The organism is Ornithinimicrobium carbonis (assembly GCF_977012275.1).
Window position 1 is genome coordinate 1,369,045 of record NZ_OZ348993.1, and the last position, 20,460, is coordinate 1,389,504.

11 protein-coding genes are annotated in these 20,460 nt (G+C 75.3%); 6 read left to right on the plus strand and 5 right to left on the minus strand.

Annotated elements, in window-relative coordinates; genetic code table 11:
- Positions 1 to 48: 48 nt before the first annotated feature.
- The 3 genes from ACWHYA_RS06135 to ACWHYA_RS06145 all read left to right on the plus strand — a co-directional run bounded on the left by ACWHYA_RS06135 (position 49) and on the right by ACWHYA_RS06145 (position 3,816).
- Positions 49 to 1,500: an MBL fold metallo-hydrolase RNA specificity domain-containing protein gene (locus ACWHYA_RS06135; RefSeq protein WP_425942286.1), complete on the plus strand. Its 1,452-nt coding sequence runs from the start codon at positions 49 to 51 to the stop codon at positions 1,498 to 1,500.
- Between the two features lie 130 nt (positions 1,501 to 1,630).
- Positions 1,631 to 3,028 (plus strand): sensor histidine kinase, encoded by a 1,398-nt coding sequence (locus ACWHYA_RS06140; protein WP_425942284.1) that lies wholly within the window; start codon positions 1,631 to 1,633, stop codon positions 3,026 to 3,028.
- On the plus strand, positions 3,025 to 3,816 hold the full coding sequence (locus tag ACWHYA_RS06145) for a response regulator transcription factor (protein ID WP_425942282.1): 792 nt from the start codon (positions 3,025 to 3,027) through the stop codon (positions 3,814 to 3,816). Before ACWHYA_RS06140 ends, ACWHYA_RS06145 begins: the two co-directional genes overlap by 4 nt.
- Positions 3,817 to 4,126: 310 nt before the next feature.
- On the opposite strand, the gene ACWHYA_RS06150 is transcribed toward ACWHYA_RS06145, so the two are convergent.
- On the minus strand, positions 4,127 to 5,263 hold the full coding sequence (locus tag ACWHYA_RS06150; protein ID WP_425942280.1) for a hypothetical protein: 1,137 nt from the start codon (positions 5,261 to 5,263) through the stop codon (positions 4,127 to 4,129).
- A 161-nt stretch (positions 5,264 to 5,424) separates the two neighbouring features.
- Here ACWHYA_RS06150 and ACWHYA_RS06155 point away from each other — a divergent pair, with 161 nt between their 5' ends.
- Both ACWHYA_RS06155 and ACWHYA_RS06160 read left to right on the plus strand, forming a co-directional pair.
- Entirely contained in the window at positions 5,425 to 6,210 is a 786-nt protein-coding gene (locus ACWHYA_RS06155; protein ID WP_425942278.1) for an ABC transporter ATP-binding protein, read from the plus strand.
- A complete protein-coding gene (locus tag ACWHYA_RS06160) occupies positions 6,210 to 8,948 on the plus strand; it encodes an FtsX-like permease family protein (RefSeq protein WP_425942277.1) in 2,739 nt (912 codons plus the stop codon). The genes ACWHYA_RS06155 and ACWHYA_RS06160 overlap by 1 nt, the downstream gene beginning before the upstream one ends.
- 187 nt (positions 8,949 to 9,135) lie before the next feature.
- Here the strand turns inward: ACWHYA_RS06160 and recD are convergent, their stop codons facing one another.
- From recD to ACWHYA_RS06180, 4 genes are read right to left on the minus strand one after another with little or no spacing between them, the layout of a single operon-like run.
- Positions 9,136 to 10,953, minus strand: a complete 1,818-nt coding sequence (recD, locus tag ACWHYA_RS06165) for an exodeoxyribonuclease V subunit alpha (protein WP_425942275.1) — start codon at positions 10,951 to 10,953, stop codon at positions 9,136 to 9,138.
- Entirely contained in the window at positions 10,950 to 14,324 is a 3,375-nt protein-coding gene (locus ACWHYA_RS06170) for a UvrD-helicase domain-containing protein (protein ID WP_425942273.1), read from the minus strand. Before ACWHYA_RS06170 ends, recD begins: the two co-directional genes overlap by 4 nt.
- 5 nt (positions 14,325 to 14,329) lie before the next feature.
- Positions 14,330 to 17,884 (minus strand): exodeoxyribonuclease V subunit gamma, encoded by a 3,555-nt coding sequence (gene recC, locus ACWHYA_RS06175; RefSeq protein WP_425942271.1) that lies wholly within the window; start codon positions 17,882 to 17,884, stop codon positions 14,330 to 14,332.
- Positions 17,885 to 17,927: 43 nt separating this feature from the next.
- The gene (locus tag ACWHYA_RS06180; protein WP_425942269.1) at positions 17,928 to 18,392 is read right to left on the minus strand and encodes a YbaK/EbsC family protein; all 465 of its coding nucleotides are present in this window, start codon (positions 18,390 to 18,392) and stop codon (positions 17,928 to 17,930) included.
- A gap of 58 nt (positions 18,393 to 18,450) precedes the next feature.
- Here ACWHYA_RS06180 and ACWHYA_RS06185 point away from each other — a divergent pair, with 58 nt between their 5' ends.
- On the plus strand, positions 18,451 to 20,424 hold the full coding sequence (locus tag ACWHYA_RS06185) for a cell wall-binding repeat-containing protein (protein WP_448095572.1): 1,974 nt from the start codon (positions 18,451 to 18,453) through the stop codon (positions 20,422 to 20,424).
- The last annotated feature ends 36 nt before the right edge of the window (positions 20,425 to 20,460 follow it).

Sequence of the window (20,460 nt, forward strand, 5' to 3'; positions counted from 1 at the left end):
GTCGGTGGCGGCCTGCGGTGCGTCGGGAGGCTGTGGGATGGTCGGGACATGGCACAGCGACGTGTGACCCTGACCTTCCTGGGGGCGGCCGGGACGGTGACCGGGTCGAAGTACCTGCTGACGGTCGGGCCGGAGGACGGCGGTGGGCAGGGCGAGCGCCGGATCCTCGTCGACGCGGGGGTCTTCCAGGGGGAGAAGCAGTGGCGCCTGCGCAACTGGGAGGAGTTCCCGGTCGACCCGGCCACCATCAGCGACGTCGTCCTCACCCACGCGCACAACGACCACGTGGGCTACCTGCCGGCGCTCGTCCGGCAGGGGTTCGGCGGACCGGTCCGGGCGACCGAGGGGACGCGACGGCTGGCCGAGATCGTCCTGCGCGACGCCGGCAAGCTGCAGGAGGAGGCCGCCGAGGAGGCCCGGCGCGGCGGCTGGTCCAAGCACGAGGACCCCCAGCCCCTCTACGACGTGCACGACGTGGAGGAGACGCTGCCGCTCTTCGAGACGGTGCAGTTCGACGAGGACGTCGACCTCGGCGACGGCCTGGTCGCGCGGTGGACGCGGGCGGGGCACATCCTCGGATCGGCCAGCGTCCGGCTCGCGGTCGGCGGCACGAGCGTGCTCTTCTCCGGCGACCTCGGCCGGCACGACCATCCGCTGCTCAAGGCCCGGGGCACACCGCCGGCGTCCGACTTCGTGGTCTGCGAGTCCACCTACGGCGACCGCGAGCATCCCGAGCCCGAGGTCGAGCACGGGCCGATGGCCGACGCCGTCAGCCGGACGCTGGCCCGCGGCGGCCTCGTCGTCATCCCGGCGTTCGCCGTCGACCGGACCCAGCTGGTGCTCAAGGTGCTGGTCGACCTCATGCGCTCGGGCCGGATCCCCGAGGTCCCCGTGGTCGTCGACTCGCCGATGGCGCTCAAGGCCCTCGACGTCTACCGCGACGAGTCTCTCGGGGAGCTGCGCGACGACGTCGACACCGACGACTTCACCGGCATGCCGGAGCTGATCGAGGCGTCCACCTCCCGGGAGTCCCGGGCCCTCAACCGCAGGTTCGACCCGATGATCATCGTCGCCTCCTCCGGGATGGTCGAGGGCGGGCGCGTGCTGCACCACCTGGCCCGGCTGCTGCCCGACGTGCGCAACACGGTGATCCTCACCGGGTACCAGGCCGCGGGCACGCGGGGGCGCAGCATCGAGGAGGGCGCCCGGTCGGTGAAGATCAACGGCCACTACATCCGGGTGCGGGCCGAGGTGGTGCGTGACGAGGAGTTCTCGGTGCACGGCGACGCCTCCGACCTGCTCGACTGGTTGCGCGACCTGGGGCGGGAGCCGGAGACCGTCTTCGTCACCCACGGCGAGCAGGACGTCGCCCGGCACTTCGCCGGTCGGATCGCCGAGGAGCTGGACTGGACGGCCGTCGTGCCCCGCTACGGAGAGGTGGTCAGCCTGGTCCCCGGCGCCGCCCACCCCGAGGACCTGCCGCCGGACCCCGCAGGGTGACCGCGGCCCGGAGCTCCTCGGCCACCCACCGGTCGACCGGGACCCACGTCATACCGCGGTCCCACCCGGCACGGGCAGGGAGGGCCCCAGGTATGACGCCCGCGCGCCCCTGCCGACCTACGCTGCTGGGGTGAGGGTGACGACGGAGGCCGCGCGGGAGTCGTGGCAGGCGCTGTGGGGCGGGGGGCGCCTGCGCGACCGGCCCTGGTGGCCCGAGCTGCTCGTCGTGGGCGGGCTGCTGGCCTGGGTGTTCGTCTCCAGCGCCGTCGCCGGGTTCGGGATGCTCGTGCTGGGGATCCTGCAGGTGGTGCCCCTGCTGTGGCGGCGCAGCCATCCGCTGCAGGCGGCGCTGGGCGTGGCCGCGGCCTGCCTGCTGCAGGTGGTCACCACCGACGGACCGCACCCGGCCAACGTGGCGGTGCTCGCGGCGGTCTACAGCGCGGCGGCGTACGGCACCCGCCGGGACTCGATGGTCGTGCTCGGGCTGGGGCTGGTGGGGGCGTTCGTGGCGGCGCTCGACTGGTCGGTCCCGTCCCCGGACGCCACCCGGTCCCTCGTGGTCGTCGCGTTCCAGGGGACGTTCACCGGCCTGTTCGTCGCGGTCGCCTGGGTGCTGGGCGACGTCGTCAGACGGCGGCAGGCGGTCATCGCCCGTCTGGAGCAGCAGCGCGCCGCCCTCGCCCGTGACCAGGCCCAGCGGGCCCGGCTGGCCGCGCAGTCCGAGCGGGCCTCGATCGCGCGGGAGATGCACGACGTCGTGGCGCACTCGCTGGCCGTCGTCGTCGTCCAGGCGGACGGGGCGCTGTACGCCGCGCAGCGGGCGCTCGCCGCGCCGCCGGCCATCGGTCCGGACCGGGCGGCGCTGGAACGGGCCGCCCAGACGCTGGAGACGCTCGCCGGGACCGCGCGGGAGTCGCTGGCCGACACCCGTCGTCTCGTCGGGGTCCTGCGGGACGAGGGGTCGACGGCCGAGCTCGAGCCGACGCAGGGGCTGGCCTCGCTCGACGACCTCGTCCAGCGCGTGCGCGACTCGGGGGTCCGGGTCGACCTCGCGGTGCGGGGGGACGTCGGTGGACTGCCGCGCGAAGCCGACCTGGCGGCATACCGGGTGGTGCAGGAGGGGCTGACGAACGTGATGAAGCACGCCGGGCCGGGCGCCGCGGCCGACGTAGACCTCCTGCGCACGCCCGCCGTGCTGCTCGTGCGGGTCACCGACGACGGAGGCGCCCCACCGCGCACCGACGCGGACGGCCCGCCCGCCCGGGGCCGTGCGGTGCACCCCGAGGGGGACGCGACGGACGGCAACGGGCTGCGGGGGATGGCCGAGCGGGTGGAGGTGCTGGGTGGCACGGTCCACGCCGGGCCGCGCCAGCGCGGCGGCTGGGAGGTCGTGGCGACCATCCCGACAGGGACTCCGGTGGGTGCGCCGTCCGGGAGACCTGGAGGAGCGACGGCGGCGGTTCCTTCCGGGATGCCCTCCGCCGCCGGTGGGGGCCGGGGCCACGGAGCAGGACGAGGGACCGCATGAACGACCAGGAGGTCGGGGCGGGGCACGGCGGTCCGGGCGCAGGACCCCGTGACGAACGCCCGGGTGACGGTGGCCCCACCGGGGGAGGTCCGATCGGAGGGCCCGTCCGCCTGTTCCTCGTCGACGACCAGGAGCTCGTGCGCGCCGGCTTCCGGATGGTGCTCGACGCCCAGCCCGACATGACCGTGGTCGGCGAGGCGGCGGACGGACTCGCGGGGGTCGAGGGCGTGGCCGCGACCCGACCGGACGTGGTGCTCATGGACATCCGGATGCCCCGGATGGACGGGGTCGAGGCCACCCGCAGGATCAGGGAGTCCGTCGACGCGCCCAAGGTGCTGGTGCTGACCACGTTCGACCTCGACGAGTACGTCTTCGCGGCTCTGCGGGCAGGTGCCGCCGGGTTCCTCCTCAAGGACGCCGGACCGGCCGAGCTGCTGGCGGCGATCCACGCGGTGCACGAGGGGGACGCCGCCATGGCACCGTCGACGACCCGGCGGATGCTGGAGCGGTTCGTGCCCCAGCTGCCCGACGGCGACCTCGAGCTGGCGCGGGCCGCTGAGCGTCGCGCCGCCCAGGCCCGGCTGGCGCCGCTGACCGACCGCGAGCGCGAGGTGCTCAGGGCCGTCGGTCACGGGCTGACGAACGGCGAGATCGCCGCCGAGCTGTACCTGGCCGAGGCCACCGTCAAGACCCACATCGGGCGGGTCCTGCACAAGCTGGACCTGCGCGACCGGGTGCAGATGGTCATCACCGCCTACGAGACGGGGCTGGCGGGCCGCCCGGAGTAGACGGGCGACCCTTCGACGACGCCACCGGCGGGCTGCTCCACGAGGGCGCGCGGGCCGCCGGCAGCGGGACGACTCTGTCCTCCGCAGCGCCACGGCCTGGACGGCCGGGGCCAGCAGCAGACCGACGAGGTAGGGGGCGAACACCGCCAGGGAGAAGACGTCCTGCCCCAGCGCCAGATGAGCGCCAGCGGCGGCCTCGCGGTCGACCTCTGTGGCGGTCGGCCCGGTTGTCCACTTGGCTGCAGGTCTGACCACTCGTGCAGTCGGTCGTGGCCCTGTCCGGGGCACCTATCGACTGCGGTCCGTCCTGTCAGGTGAGGGCGAGCTGTATCCAGGCCGTGATCCTCGGCGTGGGCACGCCGAGCCGGTCCGGGTCGACCGGGTCCAGGAGGCGCAGCCAGGACGCCGCACGGTGGACGGCACCCAGACGGTCGGCGGCGTCCAGGACCTCCGGCCGGTCGGGCCGGGGGACCTCCGGCCACCGCTCGACGTAGGCGTCCACGATCCGTCGGGTGAGCGGGGTGTCGGGCCGGGGGCCGGAGAGGCGTACGCCCGCCGCCAGCCGCACGGTGGTGTGCAGGACGGCCCACGGGTGCGAGCGGACGGAGTCGCCGAGGTCGAACAGCCTGACGGGACCGCCGGGTGACGACGGGCCGACGGCGTTGCGCGGGTGGGCGTCGTTGGGCTGCAGGGTCTCCGGCAGCCCGGTCGCGGCCAGGAGGGCCATCTGCTCCTCGAACCGGGCGAGCCGCCTGCTCATCCACCTCGCCCGTCCCGGGTCCAGGTGCTGGGGGTCCGCTGCGGGGAGCCCGGCGAGCCGGTCCACCGTCCGGGCGATCCAGCCGGCCGCGCCGTCCGCGGACAGCTCCGGGACCATGTCGAGCAGCCCGCCGGGCGAGGGCGACGGTGAGGCCGTCGACGAAGGAGAGGCTGAGGGCGAGGGCGAGGGCGAGGGCGAGGCTGACGGCGACGTCGACGGTGAGGCTGAGGGCGACGCCCCCGGCCGACGGCAGGAGCGAGCGCAGGCCCGCTGGAGGTCCGCGACGTCACCGATCAGGTCGACCCAGTCCTGCGGGCGGGTCCGGTCCAGGGTGGGACCGCCGTCGGGAAGGAGCCACCAGCCGGGGTCGTCGTCGACGGCCCAGGGGGTGACGACCCGGTCGGGGACGACCTCCCCCAGCGCCTCCAGCAGCCGGCCCTCGAAGGCCTGACCGGGGTTGCCGACCTTGAGCCAGGCACGAGCAGGACCACGCCCGTGCGACCAGGCCGCGCCGGGACCGGTGACCTCGCGCAGGGGCACCACGAACACCGCCGACCAGAACCGGATCTTCTCCGGCACCAGGGGGCCCGACCGCACGAGCCCCCGCGCTGCGAGGACCTCGTCGGCCCAGGTGGCGGCCTGGTGCTGGAACGCCGTCCCGGACCAGCGGCCCACCAGGTCCTCCATCCCGGCAGGTTAACCGCCGCATCCGCCGCACCCCTCCACCCAGGGACTGACGCGGCGCGCCCGACCCGGGCCCACGTCATACCCCGGTCTGACAGCCGGCTCCCCGGGTCGGACCCGTGGACCGACGCGCGGCACGCCCCGCGGTCCATAGCGTCAGCACCATGACGACCACCACGACCGGGACCGGCCCGGAGCAGAGCACCCGAGAGGCCCCCGGCGCGGGGCTGGCCGCGAGCACACTGGACCTGACCAAGACCTACGGCAGCGGCGAGACGGCGGTGCACGCCCTGGACGGGGTGTCCGTCGGGATCGAGGCGCAGCGCTTCACCGCCATCATGGGCCCGAGCGGGTCGGGCAAGTCCACGCTGATGCACCTGCTCGCCGGCCTGGACACGCCCACCTCGGGCCGGGTCTTCCTCGGGGGTACCGAGCTGACCGCCCTGTCGGACAAGCAGCTCACCACCCTGCGGCGGCGGTCGGTCGGTTTCGTCTTCCAGGCGTTCAACCTCCTGCCCACGCTCACCGCCCGGCAGAACGTCCGCCTCCCGCTCGACCTCGCCGGCCGGCGCGCGGACGCGGACTGGGAGCGGCGCATCGTCGACGGGCTGGGCCTGGCCGACCGGCTGGACCACCGCCCGGGCGAGCTGTCCGGGGGGCAGCAGCAGCGGGTCGCCCTCGCGCGTGCGCTGGTCACGCGGCCGGAGGTGATCTTCGCCGACGAGCCGACCGGGGCGCTGGACTCCACGACCGGCGCCGAGGTGCTCGCCCTGCTGCGGCGCTCCGTCGACGAGTGGGGCCAGACCGTGGTCATGGTCACCCACGACGCCGACGCCGCGGCGGTCGCCGACCGCGTCGTCCTCCTGGCCGACGGCCAGGTGGCCGGCGAGATCCTCGACCCGGCCGTCGACGCCGTGCTGGCCGCCGTGCGCGACCTCGGGAGGCTCTGATGGGCACCTGGCGCACCGCGGGCCTGGCCTCGCGCGGCCGACGCCTGCTCTCCGCGGCGGTGGCCATCGTCATCGGCGTCACCTTTCTCGCCGCCAGCCTGGCCCTGCTCACCACCGCCCAGCGCGGCATGGAGGACGCGGTCGCCGCCGGGGTGCGGGACGCGGACCTCGTCCTCACCGTGGAGGGGGAGGGGATCTCCACCGCGGGGTATGACGTCGCGGCCGCCCTCGAGGAGGTCGCCTCGGTCCGGGGGGAGACGGTCGTCATGGCCGAGGTGACGCCCCAGGAGTGGGTGGCCGGTGCTCCTGTGCCGACGACGGGGGTGACCCTGCTGGAGGGCCGGATGCCCGGGGGCGCCGGCGAGGTCGTGGTGAACTCCGAGCTGGCCGAGGACGTCGCGGTCGGGGAGAGGCTCGAGGTGACCGTCGTGCCGCTGGAGGAGGCGGTGAGCCGGTCGGAGGGCGAGGGTGCCGGCGGCGATGGGAGCGTCGGTGCGGGCGCCCCGTCCACCTCCACGGACCCTGAGACATCCACGCGCGAGACATCCACGCGCGAGACATCCACCGGCCCGGCCGCCACGACCGACCGGGCCGCCCTGGACGTCGTCGGCGTGGCCGACTTCGGCGACACCGCCCCGATGCTGTCGTACGGACCCGCCTTCGCCACCGACGACGCGACGCTGCGGCTCGTCAATCCCGGGCTGACCTACGGGTCGGTGATGGTCGAGCTGGTCGACGGGGCCGACGAGGCGGCGGCGCGGGAGTCGCTGGCCGGCGCGGTGCCCGGGGCCACGGTGCAGACCGGGGCCGAGGCCGCCGCTGAGCGGGTCGCCGTGCTCACCGGCGGGACCGACGTGATCGGGGCGATCCTGCTGGGCTTCGGCGCGGTCGCGCTGCTGACCGCCGCGATCGTCATCGCCAACACGTTCACCATCACGCTGGCCCAGCGCACGGGGGAGCTCGCGCTGCTGCGCGCCGTGGGCGCCACCAAGCGCCAGGTCCGCTCGCTCGTGGTCCTGGAGGCGGGCCTGCTCGGACTGGTCTCCTCCGCGGTGGGCGTGGGGCTGGGCCTGGTCGCGGCGCTCGGCCTGCTGGCCGTGGGCGACCGTCTCGACCTGGGCCTGCCCCTGCCCGAGGGCCTGGAGCTGACGCCGGTGGTGCTGGGCGTACCGCTCCTCGTGGGCCTCGTCGTCACGGTGCTCGCCAGCCTGTGGCCGGCCGTCCGGGCCACCCGCGTCTCGCCGCTGGCGGCGCTGCGCCCCAGTGGCCCCTCCGGGGAGAAGCAGCAGGTCGGGGTCGTGCGCATCGTCCTCGCCGTGGTCCTCCTCGGTGCCGGCGTGGCCGCGATGGTGTACGCCGCCACCTCCCGCGACATGCTCAGCGGCGTGGTCGGCGGTGTGGTCTCCTTCGTCGGGGTCCTCGTCGCGGCGGTCGTCGTCGTGCCGGCGGCGGTCCGTGCCCTGGGCCTGGGAGCCCGGGCGGCCGGGGTGCCGGGACGGCTGGCCGTCGACAACGCGGTCCGCAACCCGGGCCGGGCGGCCGCGACCAGTGCCGCGCTCGTCGTCGGGGTCACGCTCATCACAATGACCTCGGTCGGTGCCGCCTCCGGGCAGCGCACCGCGATGGGGGAGATCGACGAGTCCTACTCGGTCGACCTGATGCTGTCGGCCGGTGCGGAGTACGCCGAGGCTGGAACCGCTGCCGGTTCCGACCCCGCGGGTGGGAACGGCGCGGCTGGTGGGAACGGCTCGGGCGACGGTGCGGGCGGGGGCGACGGCGGGGGCGACGGGATCGGTGCCGGCAGCGGCGGGACCGAGGGCCTCCACGCGCTGCCGGTCCCCGCCGACGTGCCCGATCGGGTCGCCGCCGTCGACGGGGTGGCGACCGCCCGGGTGACGGACACGGCATACCTGACCCTGGGTGAGGAGGACGGGGGCGGCACCGCCGCGGTCGGGATCGACCCGGCCCGTGACGGGGACGTCGTGCGCGGGGACGAGCAGCTCGCCGCGCTGGTGCCCGGCACGGTCGGGATGGCCGACGGGATGCTGTCCATCTACGCGCTCGAGCCCGGTGACCGGGTCGAGGTGTCCGGGCCGGGCGGGCGCGCCGAGCTGGAGGTGGTGCCGTTCGCGCTGGGGTACGACCTGGCCGTCAACGTCGAGGACCTCGCCGCGCTCGGTGGCGACGCGGTCGCCCCCGGTACCGTCCTGGTACGGCTGGCCGACGGTGCGGACGTCGCCGACGTCATGGGTGCGGTGTCGGACGTCGCGGACGAGCAGGGGTTGCAGGTCGCGGGCTCGGCGGCCGAGCGGGCCGTCATCACCCAGGTGCTCGACGTGCTCGTGCTCGTCACGACCGCCCTGCTCGGCGTGGCCGTCCTCATCGCCGTCGTGGGCATCGCGAACACCCTGTCGCTGTCGGTGCTCGAACGGCACCGCGAGCACGCGCTGCTGCGCGGCCTGGGCCTGACCCGCGGCCAGATGCGGTCGATGCTGCTGGTCGAGGGTGTGCTGCTGGCACTGGTCAGCGCGCTGATCGGCCTGGGCCTGGGTCTGGGGTATGCCGCGCTCGGCGTCCAGACGCTCCTGCCGGAGGACGTCCCGCTGCAGCTGGCCGTGCCGTGGGGACGGGTCGGGCTCATCGTCGGGGTGGCGCTGCTGGCCGGGGTCCTGGCCAGCGTGCTCCCGGCCCGGCGGGCCGTGCGGGTGTCCCCGGCGGAGGGGCTGGCGACGGGGTAGACCACCGGCCCGGTCGCGACCCTCAGGGATGCGGCCGGTCCCGGTCGGGGCGTGGCGGGGAGGGGACACCCCGCCGGCCCGGCGACCCGCGCGGGACACGCGGGAACGCCCCGCCGCCCGGTCACCTCGTCGAGGTGGCCGGGCGGTCAGGTGCTGCGGGGGGCTCAGGCCGGGGGTGTGCGATGCATCAGGTCGTCGACGCCGCCAGCCGCTGACGCAGGCCGCTGGCCCGGACGACCCGGCGCTCCACCGCCGCCCGGACGACCTCCTCGGGAGCGACGACCCGGACGGTCTTCTCCGCCCGGGTCACCGCCGTGTAGAAGAGCTCCCGGGTCAGCAGCGGCGAGTCGGCCTGGGGCAGCAGGACGGTGATCTCCCTGGCCTGGCTGCCCTGGGCCTTGTGGATCGTCATCGCGTGCATCGTGTCCACCTCGCCCAGGCGGCTCGGAGCGAACCGGTGCGACCCCGTGGCTCCCTCGACGACGGCCATCCGCACGGGCGTCCCGTCGGGCGTGCGCGAGGCGACGACGACCCCGGTGTCGCCGTTGAGCACCCCGTTGGCGTAGTCGTTGGCGGTGACGAGGAGGGGGCGGCCGACGTACATCTGGTCGTAGAACGTCAGGCCGGTCTCCTCGCCCAGCCAGGTCTCGGTGAGCTGGTTCCAGGTGCGCACGCCCCGGGGGCCGGTGCGGTGCGCGCACAGCAGCCTGTGGCTGCCCAGGGCGGTGAGAGCGCCCTCGGCGTTCCCGTCGCGGGCGGCGGTGAGCACGCGGTAGGCCTGGGCGGTGAGCATCTGCCGCAGGGCCGGCACCGGGTCCTCGTCGGTGACCCACCGAACCTCCTCGCTGCCCGCCGAGAGGGCCGCGACGACGGCGTCGGCGTCCCCCACCCGCAGGGCCTCGGCCAGCGCGCCGATCGTCTCCCCGAAACGGTGCACCGTGCGCAGCCGGGCGAGGGCGACCGGCGGGTCGGCGGCAGCCTCGGCACCGGCGACCAGGTCGGCCAGGACGGCGCCCGCGTCGACGGAGACCAGCTGGTCGGCGTCCCCGACGAGGATGAGCCGCGCCTGCGGCCGCAGCGCCTCGAGCAGCCGGGCCATGTGGGTCAGCGAGACCATCGAGGCCTCGTCGACGAGGACCACGTCGTGGGGGAGCCGGTTGCCGCGGTGGTGGCGGAAGCGGGAGCGGCTGTCCGGCCGCCAGCCGAGCAGGCGGTGCAGCGTGCTCGGCTCCACGTGGCGGAGCGGCTCGACGACCGTCCGGGTGGCGGGGTCGGGGGTCCGTTCCAGGATCTCCTCCAGCGCCCCGTTCACCGCGACCCGCACCCGGGCGGCGGCCTTGCCGGTGGGGGCGGCCAGCCCGATCCGCAGCGGGCGCTCGCCGGCCGCGGCGGCCTGCTCGGCCAGCAGCGCCAGGACCCCCGCGACGGTCGTGGTCTTGCCGGTGCCCGGACCTCCGGTGATCACGCTCGTCCGGGAACGGGCGACGACCTTCGCGGCGGCGCGCTGCTCGGCATACCCCTCCCCGGGGAAGATCCGGGCGAGCCCCTCGGTCAGCACCTGTTCGTCGACCGCGGGGGCCGGGAGCGCCGCCCGGGCCCGCAGGTCGTCGACGACCTGGACCTCCTGGTGGTGGTAGCGCTGCAGGTAGACCAGCCCCTGGTCGACCACCAGCGCCCCGGATCGGACCAGCGCGCTGGCGGACACGGCGTCGGTCCACCCCCCGGGCGGCGGCCAGGGCAGGTCGGGCAGGGTGTCGGCACCCGTCGTGGCCAGGTCGGCGAGGTCGACGGCGACGGACCCGGACCGGACGGCCCGGGTCGCCACGGCCGCGGCGAGCACGGCCGTCTCGTCCTGCTCGCCGCAGACGCGGGCGAGGGTGCGGGCGACGTGGACGTCGGCGGCGGTGAGGACGCCCGCACGGTTGAGCTCGCCGAGGGTGCCGGGGGTGTCGACGGCCAGCCGGCGGTCGTGCTCGACCGGCTCGAACAGCTCGAGGATCGTCATGCCGCCCCCTCCGTGGTGCGTCCGTCCAGCAGGTCCGACACCGCGGTGACCAGGGCCACCGGTGGTCGCCACGAGAACACGCCGCAGGGGTGGCCGTCGACCACCGGGGTGCCGGGTCCGCACATGCCCCGGACGTAGAGGTAGAGGACCCCGCCCAGGTGACGGTCGGGCCGGTACCCCGGCAGCCGCCAGCGCAGGAAGCGGTGCGCCACGACGGCGTAGAGCAGGGCCTGCAGGGGGTAGGAGGAGTGCCCCATCGCCTCGGCGAGCTTCTCCGGCCGGTAGTCGGCCGCGGTCAGCGGCTCCTCGGGCCGGCCCAGCCAGTTCGTCTTGTAGTCGACGACCAGGTAGCGGCCGCCGGTGCGCAGGACGACGTCGACCGACCCGGTGAGGTAGCCGCGCAGGGCCTGCTCGGCCAGCTCGGGGGATGTGTCCAGCACGTCGGCCCAGGCGCGGACGGGATCGCCGGCCGGCAGGTGACCGCGCAGGAGGGGGACGAGGTCGCCGAGCCGGGCACCGTACGTGGTCCCGCCGCCGGCACCCACGACCGCGTCGCGCCGCAGGTCGCCCCCGCCGAGCGGCAGCTCAAAGTCCAGCTCGCACAGCCGGTCGGCCCGGCCGATCTGCCGCAGGGTCAAGCCCTGGGCGAGCGGGCCGAGGGGAGAGTCGCAGACGTCCACGAGCGCGTCGGCCAGCGCTTCCGGGTCCAGCTCGACCGGCCACTGCACCAGCTGCTCCCGGACGTGCTCGAGCAGCTCGGCCCGCAGGTCGGCCGCCTGCGGGTCGGCGTGCTCGAGCACCCCGTGGACCAGGGAGCCGAAGGTCGCGCCGACGGGCAGGTCGGCCATGGGCGAGGCGACGTCCTGCCCCGGCAGCACGACCTCCAGGCCCGGCAGGGACGGGGTCTGCTCCACCACGGGGTCGACCGTGTCGGGCTCGTCCTCGCGCGGGGAGAGCTCGGGCTCGCTGCCGACGCCACCGGTCAGCTCGTGCCCCTGGGCGTCGCGCGGCGTGGACAGGGCGGTGTATGACGTGCGCCGCCAGTCGGTGTCGATCCGCCGGGACCAGGTCGCCGGGCGGGGCGGTGGGGGCACCTCGGTCGTCATCGGAGGCACGTGCTCGGCATGGTCCGCCCGTTCCAGCGCGAGCGCACCACGGGCGGCCCACTCCTGCAGGCGGGTCGTGGCGAAGTCCTCGGCGGGCACCGGGGTGGTGTCGGGCACGGGTCCGTCGCCGGGACCGCGGCCGAAGAGGATCCGGTGCAGCGGCGAGGGCGAGGTGTTGCGGCCGGTGGGCGACCACCAGGTGACAACCTGTGACTGGGCCCGGGTGAGCGCGACGTAGAGCAGGCGCAGCGACTCGCCGGCCTCCTCGGCCTTGTGCCGGGCGACCGAGTCCTTCCACTGCGGGCCGGTGCTGCCCCCGACGTCGATCGAGCGCGTCCGCTCCGGGGGGTCGTCGTGGCACAGGGGGATGTCCGGCACGTCGGGCACGTTGCGGTCGGTGAGGGCGGGCAGGTAGACGACGGGGAACTGCAGCCCCTTGCTCCCGTGCACGGTGAGCAGCTGGACCGCGGCGGCGTCGCTGTCGAGCCGGCGGGTGCGGGCGTTCGTGGAGGGCGGGGCGTCCTCGGCCATCTGGGCGCGCAGCCACTCCAGCAGCGCGACCAGTCCGAGCTGCCCCTCGCGCCCGGTCTCGTGGAGCAGCTCGGCCACGTGCTCGACGTCGGTGAGGGTGCGCTCGCCGCCCACCTGGCCGAGCACCCGCGCGGTCAGCCCCTCGGCGACGAGCCGCTCCAGGACCGCGGCCATGCCCTGACGGGCGTAGACGGCGGCGAGGTCCCGGACGGTCTGCGCCAGGACGTCGTCGAGGTCCTCGCCCCCCTCGTCGACGGCGACCGGGTCGTGCCCGAGCAGGTCGGTGAGCGCGGCGGCGCGGGTGAGCACCGAGCGGTGCGGGGCGACCATCGCCTCCAGCAGGGTGAGCCACTCGTGGGCCGCGCGGGTCTGCAGCACCGACATGCCGCCGGCGCTGACGGCGTGGACGCCCAGGTCGCGCAGCGCCTCCTGGGCCCGGACCAGGTCGCTGCCCTTGTGCGCGAGCACCGCCACGTCGCTGGCCTGCAGGGGGCGGCCGTCGAAGGTGGCGTCGGACCCGAGCAGACCGGCCACGTCGCGGGCGAGGTCGGGGTAGATGTGCTCGCGGGTGGCCCCGATCCGGTCGCTGCCCCGCAGGTGTTCCTCGAGGAGGACCTGCCGCAACCGGACGGGAGCGTCGCTGGGGGCCCCCTTCAGCCGCCGGTCGTCCCTGGCCGCCTCGACGGGCCGGACCACGATCTGCGGGTCGCCCAGCTGGGCGCCCTGCAGCAGCGTGTCCAGGGCGCGGACCACGCCGGGGTCGGAGCGGTAGTTGCGCGGCAGGGTCCTGCGCACGCCCGCCGCCTCGGCGGCGGTGAGGTAGGTGGCGATGTCCCCGCCGCGGAAGCCGTAGATCGCCTGCTTGGGGTCGCCGATGAGGACCATCGCCCGGCAGTGGCCGGTGAAGGCCCGGTCGAGGACCTGCCACTGGACCGGGTCGGTGTCCTGGAACTCGTCGACGAGGACGACCTGCCAGCGCTGCCGCATGCGGTCCCGGGCCAGGGAGTCCGGATCCTCCAGGGCGTCGGCGAGCTGGGTGAGCAGGTCGTTGTAGTGCATCACCTGGAGCCGGCGCTTGCGCAGGTCGAACTCCGTCCGGACCGCTCTGGCGAAGCGTACGCGCCGGGCCGGCACGGTGCCCGGCTCGGCGGCCTGGGGTCGCAGGTCGGCGTGGATGTCGTCGACGGCCGTCCGGGCGATGTCCAGCGCCTCGGCACGCGTGAAGACCGCCTGCCGGTCGTTGCGGAACCCGCGCAGGTAGATGTCGTCGACCACCTCGACGAGCAGGTCGTCGAGGTCCTCCGCGAGGGTGGCCGAGGCGTCGGTCGTGCCGGCCACGCCCAGGCTGCGCAGCACCTCGTGGCAGAACTGGTGGACGGTGGCGATGGTGGCGGCGTCGAAGTCGGTCAGGGCGGCGCGGACCCGTCGGTGCATCTGGGTGAGCCGCCCCTCGTCGGCCGCGAGCAGGTGCGCCACGAGGGCGTCGCCCGCGGGGCAGGTCCGCTCGCGCAGGCAGCGCTCGACGAGCACGAGCTGCTCGCGCACCCGGGCACGCAGCTCCTGGCTCGCCGCGCGGCTGAAGGTGACGACGAGCATGTCGCGCAGGTCGGCCTCGCCCTCGGCGACGAACCGGGCCACCAGGGCCGCGATCGTCCACGTCTTGCCCGTGCCGGCGCTCGCCTCGAGCAGGACGGTGCCGCTCGGCAGCGGGTCGGTGATGTCGAAGTGGTCCACGGTCCTCAGCCCCTCTCCAGCGTCTCGTGACCGGTCAGGAGGGGTTCCCACAGCCGCAGCGACAGCTGGCCCAGGCGGTGCGGCACGTCGGGGACCCACCGTTCGTCGTCCAGCGGGGTCCCGACGACGTCCTGGAGCGGCAGGACGTCGCCGAGGACGTGCTGCCAGGAGGTGTCGTGCTGCTCCTGACGGATGCCCCACCCGCCCTGCTGGGTCTGCCAGCCCCGTTGAGCGGCCCGTTCGTCGGCCGCCCGGACGCTGCGGTTCTTCAGGTACTGCTCCGCCCAGGCACGGCTGGTCTCCACCGGCAGCGGCAGCACCGCGTCCAGACCGCGGTCGCGCAGGTCGACGAGCTGTCCCAGGGTCTGCAGGGCCAGCTCCTGCGGCAGCGGTCCGTGGCTGACGTGCCCGACACCCTTGACCCTGCCGAAGCTGTAGCGGCCAAGGTGGTGGCTGCGGGCGTGCTCCTGCCCGGCCGCGGCCAGGACGAGGGCGTAGATCCAGGAGTGCAGCCGGTGCTTGGCCTTGACGGAGGAGAAGCTGACCGTCAGGGCCGACTCCCCGACGAGCCCGGCCAGCGTCCCGACGAGACGGCGGTGGTCGGGCAGCGGGAGGGCGATGTCGACGTCGAGGCTCTCGCGGTCCAGCGCCTGCCCCCAGCCGCCCTGACCGACGGCCCGCCAGGTGGCCTGGCACAGCTCCTGCACCTGGCCGGTGAGCTGCTCCATGGTGCGGTGGCCCAGGGCGTCCGGCGGGAGCTCGCCGCGCCAGAGCTCGGCCTCGCAGGTCGCGGAGGCGTCCCGCCCTGCCAGGACGGCGGTGAGCATCCGCTCGCCGATGACCCACCGCTGCAGGCCGTCGAGCTCCACGGGGATGCCCTCGCCCCGGAGCTCGGGGACCTCGGGCACGTAGAGACCGATCCGGGAGCGGAGGAAGGCCTTGGCCGGGTTGTCGAAGAAGCGGACGAGGTCGTCCAGGAGCACGTCCTCGCGGGGCCAGGGCGCGAAGGTGCGCCGGGCCAGCGGGACCGGTTCGGTGGGCCGCTCCCGCAGGGCCCGGGCGCCGGCCAGCGCGGACGGGTCGTAGCTGAACGGTGCGTCGTCGGGCAGCAGCGGGACGGTGCCGTCCGGGGTGCGGCCCAGGTTTCGCAGGTCGTAGGGCTGCAGCGGGTGCTCGGTCAGGACCCGCTCGACCCCCTCCCCGGTCGCCGTGACGCGCAGGGCGTCGACCAGCTCGCCCAGGGGGACGGCCGGCGGGCGCGTCTGCCCGGTGTGCTCGTCGAAGCCGGTGTAGGTCACGACGAACGTCTCGCCCGCGGACATCAGTGCGTCGAGCAGCAGCTGGCGGTCCTCGCTGCGGGGGTCCCGTTCGCCCGTGACCGGGCGCCGCGCCAGGACGTCGTCGCCGTCGGGGGTGGTCGACCGGGGGAAGTCCCCGTCGTCCATGCCCACGAGGGCGACCACCCGGTGCGGCACCGAGCGCATCGGCACCATCGTGCAGACGGTGAGCGTGCCGGTCCGGAAGTTGGAGCGGGTGGCCCGCCCGGCCGTCTGCTCCGTCAGGAGTGCGTGCACGTCGGCCAGCGACAGCGAGACCCCGCCCCCGCCGGCGACCCGCCCGGCCGCCTCGGCGGTGCGCCGCAGCTCGCGCTCCAGCTGGGCGACCTGCCAGGCGTCCTTGAACGGCACGTCGGCCAGGTCGAGCACCCCTTCCTCGACGACCCGCAGCCACTGGCCGGCGGTGTCGGCGGTGCGCAGGCCGCGCAGCGTGCGACCCAGCCGCTCGACCAGCTCGGCGAGACGGCCGGCCAGGTCGAGGTCGCCGCTGTCGAGGTCGTCCAGCCCCAGGGTGCGACCGACGTGGTCGACGTCCTGCCCGTCGACCGAGGCGCCGACGAGGATGCGGTCCAGCCCGGCCCGCCAGGTGTTCTGGACGACGTTCCTCAGCTGGTAGTCGGCGCGGTGCTCCCCGTCCAGGCCCCACCGCACGGTCGTGGCCCCGACCCAGTCGCCGATGCGTTCCAGCGCGTCGTCGTCGAACCCGAACCGGTGCCGCACCGGCGCGCTGCGGGCCAGGTCGAGCACCTCCCCGGCGGTCACCCGTCCTCCGGCGAGCTCGGTGAGGTGCAGCGCCAGCCGCAGGAGGGGGTTGAGGTGCACCGGGGCCCGGTCCGCGAGCCGGACCCGCAGGCCGTGGGCCGGGTGCGTGCGGGTCGCGCCGTCCCGCACGACCTCCCCCAGACCGAAACCCGCGTGGACGAGCGGGGCGTAGGCGTCGATGTCGGGGCACATCACGAGGATGTCCCGGGGCTCGAGCGTGGGGTCGCGCTCCAGCAGGTCGGCGAGCACGTCGCGCAGCACCTCGACCTGGCGCGACTGCCCGTGGCAGGCGTGGACCTGCACGCTCCGGTCGTCCGCCGGCACCTGTCGCCCCGCCCGGGTCGCCCGGTCCGGCGCCCTGTCGGCCCGGACGTCGTGCTGGAGCATCGCGAGCAGGCTGACCTCGTCGTCAGACCCGGCCTCTGTGCCGTCGCCCCCCGTGCCGCCCTCCGCGCCGGCCCCCGCGCCGCCTGCCGACGCAGCCAGGCCCGACGCGCCCGACGCGCCCGTCGCACCGCCGGGAGGAGGCGGACCCACCAGCTCCTCGCGCCCGCCCGTGAGGGCCAGGGTGCGCTGCAGCTCGCGGGCGTCGCGGCCCAGGCTGGCCAGGAGCGGGTGCTGCACGAGCTCGCCGGACCGGTCCTCATCCCGGGGCACCGGTCCGACCGCGACGGTGGGCGCGAGCTCCTCCCACGCCGCCGGCGAGGCCTGCGGCAGCCACAGGTGGACGTCCCGGTGCTCGGCGAGCGCGCCGAGCACCTCGACCTCGCTGCGGGAGATGCGGGTGTGCCCGAACAGCGACAACCGCCCGGGCAGCTCCAGCCCGGTCAGGCGTCCGGCGCGCAGCGCCTCCACCGCCCGGGCGTGCCGCTCGTCGGGCGCCTCCGAACCCACCACCTCGAGCACCCTGCGCCACAGCGGGGGCTGCCAGGCCAGGTCGTCGGCCACCCGCCCGCCGAGCCCGTCGCCGTCGCCGCCGGCCCGCCAGTCGGTCAGCACCGCGGGCCGCTGGGCGGCGTAGTCGGCGAACAGACCCGCCAGTCGGCGGGCGACGGCATACCGGCGGCCCTGCCTCAGCTCGCGCTCGGTGCCGGTCTCGGCATACCCGAGGTGGTCGGCGAGCGTCGTCGCCCACGGCTCACCCAGGCTCTCGTCGACCGCCCGCAGCACGGCCCACGCGAGCTGCCCGGGCCGCCAGGGGTCGTCGCGCTCGACGCCGAGGACCATCGTCACGAGCGAGTGCGGGCTGAGGAAGCGCACCCCCGCGCACACCCCGTCGTGCCCCGACGGGCCGGCCCCGAGCCGGTGGGACAGGCGCTGGGCCAGCCACCGCTCCACCCCGCGGGCGGGCACGGCGACGACCTCCTCGGCGAACGGGTCCTCGAGCGGACTCCCCAGGAGCTCGGCCAGACCGTCGGCCAGCACCCCCGTCCCGGCCGCCCGGTGCACGATCAACGTCACGCGGTGACCCTACCCACCGGCCCCGACAGACCCGGGCCGGGCCTCAGCGCACGCGGACGACCTCGCCACCCGTCACCCGGACGAGCTCCTCGAACGTCAGCGGCACGATCGAGTCGGGTGTCCCGCCGGCGGCCCACACGGTCCCGTAGGCGCGCAGGTCCTCGTCGACCAGCGTCCGCAGCGGGGTGGGGTGGCCGGCCGGTGCGACGCCGCCGATGACCTGACCGGTGGCCGCGCGCACCTGGTCCGCGGAGGCCTTGGTCACCGCCCCGGCGCCGACGGCCGCGGCGATGACCTGGGTGTCGACGCGGGCGGCACCGCTGGCCATGACGAGGAGGGGTGCGTCGTCGGCCATGAACACCAGGCTGTTGGCGATCGCACCGACCGGGCAGCCGAGCTGCTCGGCCGCGAGCGGGGCCGTGCGGGCGTGCTCGTCGAGAAGGCGGATCTCGGCCTCGACGCCGGCGACGCGAAAGGCGTCCTGGACGACCTGGTTGCGGGGGCGCATGCGGGGAGTATGCCGTGTCGGTGCCCGCCTCTACACTGAGCACGCTCGGGGAGGTGGCGTGACGTCGGGGCTGTCGCGCCAGATCGAGCGACGGAGGGGAAGTGCGGACGTGGGCGGTGCAGGCGTGGGCGGGTCGGTCGTGAGCGGGACGGTCGTGAGCAGGTCGGTCCTGGGCGGGTCGGTCGTGAGCAGGTCGGTCCTCGCGACGATGGTGTCGTTGCTCCTCGTGGTCGCAGGGATCGGGCTGCCGGCCCAGGCGCTCACCGACGACGCGGACGACCTGGGAGCCAGGGCCCTGAGGGGTGCGACCTGGAGCACCCCCGTGGCCGAGCCGGACGACATCACCCGCAGCGGGCCCGTCGTCCCCATGACACCGCCGCTGGAGACGCTCTACAACGAGAACCCGAGCTACTACGACGACGGCTGTCACGTGGACGCCAGCGGCACGAAGGTTCTTCCCGGCTGCACCTATGGCGATCCTGCCGGCACGGTCGAGGTCGCCATGGTGGGAAGCTCCAAGGTGGGACAGCTCTTCGGGGCCCTCGACGAGATCGCCCGGCGGGAGGGCTGGCGGTTGCGGGCGTACACCAAGAGCGCCTGCGCGTTCGTGCACACCCCGCACTCGTCCTACGCCGAGTGCAACGTCTACAACGAGGCGCTGCGCGCTCACCTGGCGGCCGACCCCCCTGATCTCGTCCTGACCGGTGGCATGCGTCGCAGCGTGACCGACGGCTACGTCCAGACGTGGACGTGGCTGCGCGAGCTCGGTGTCGAGCGCATCGTGTCGTTCTGGGACACCCCTGTCCCGGATGTGCAACCGGCCGAATGCGTCGCGGCCGCTCTCTCGGGCGGGACCGATCTCACGGCGTGCGCCACACTGCTCCCGGACAGCGTCAGCGGGAACCCGTCGATGCGGACCGCGGCCGCCCAGGTCGAGGGCGCTGATTTCGTCGACCTGCGTGACTGGGTCTGCCCTTCCACCTGGTTGAGCCCTCGGTGTCCGGCGGTGGTCGGTAGCGCCCAGGTGTACGCGGAAGGCTCGCACATGGCCCCGGCCTACGGCGCGAGCCTCACCGACCCGATCCACGAGCGGCTCCACGAGCTCGGGGTCGCCCGCTACCGACCCAGCGTCGACCGGGTCGGGGGCGCCAACCGGTACGAGACCGGGGCGCTGATGGCCGGCGACGTCGAGCCGGGTGCCCGGGTCTTCGTCGCCAGCGGCCAGGAGTACGCCGACGCGCTCACCGCCGCGGCCCAGGCGGGTCAGGACGGTGGCGCCGTGCTCCTTGCCAAGGACATCGACCTCCCCTCGGCCACCCGGGCGGCCCTGACCAGGCTCCGTCCTCGGGAGATCGTGCTCGTCGGCGGCGATCTTCGGATCCACGACGAGGTGCTTCTCGCGCTGCGGAACTACAGCCCGGTGGTGCGCCGGGTCGCCGGGACGGACCGCTACGAGACCGCGGCCGCGCTGGCCCGGTTGGACGGGCCGTCCTCGGGCGGGACGGTCTACGTGGCGACCGGGACCGACTTCCCGGACGCGCTCGCCGCGGCGGCCCAGGCCGGGCAGCGGGACGCCCCGGTCCTGCTCGTCAAGCAGGACTCGGTGCCCCAGGTCACCGAGTCCGTGCTCCGCGAGCTGGCCCCCCGCCGCGTGGTGGTGGCCGGCGGCACCGTCTCGGTCTCGCAGGACGTCGTCGACCGGCTGGCGGAGCTGGTGCCCGGTGAGGTCGTCCGGCAGGCGGGCGCCAACCGGTACGAGACGGCCGTCGCGCTCGCGCAGGGAGCGTTCGGGCAGGCGACGGGGGAGCGGCTCCTGCACGTGGCCTCGGGCACGTCCTACGCCGACGCGCTCACGGCCGCGCCCGCGGCCGCCGCCGCCGGGGGTGCCGTCCTGCTCGTGCCGGGTGACCGCATACCCTCCGCGACGGCGGCCGGCGTGCGCGGACTCGCACCCACCAGGATCGTCCTGGCCGGCGGGAGAGGCGCGGTCTCCGACGAGGTCGAGCGCGGGCTCATCCGTCTCGTCGAGTGACTCGCGGTCTGCGAGAGGTCGAGCGCGGGCTCATCC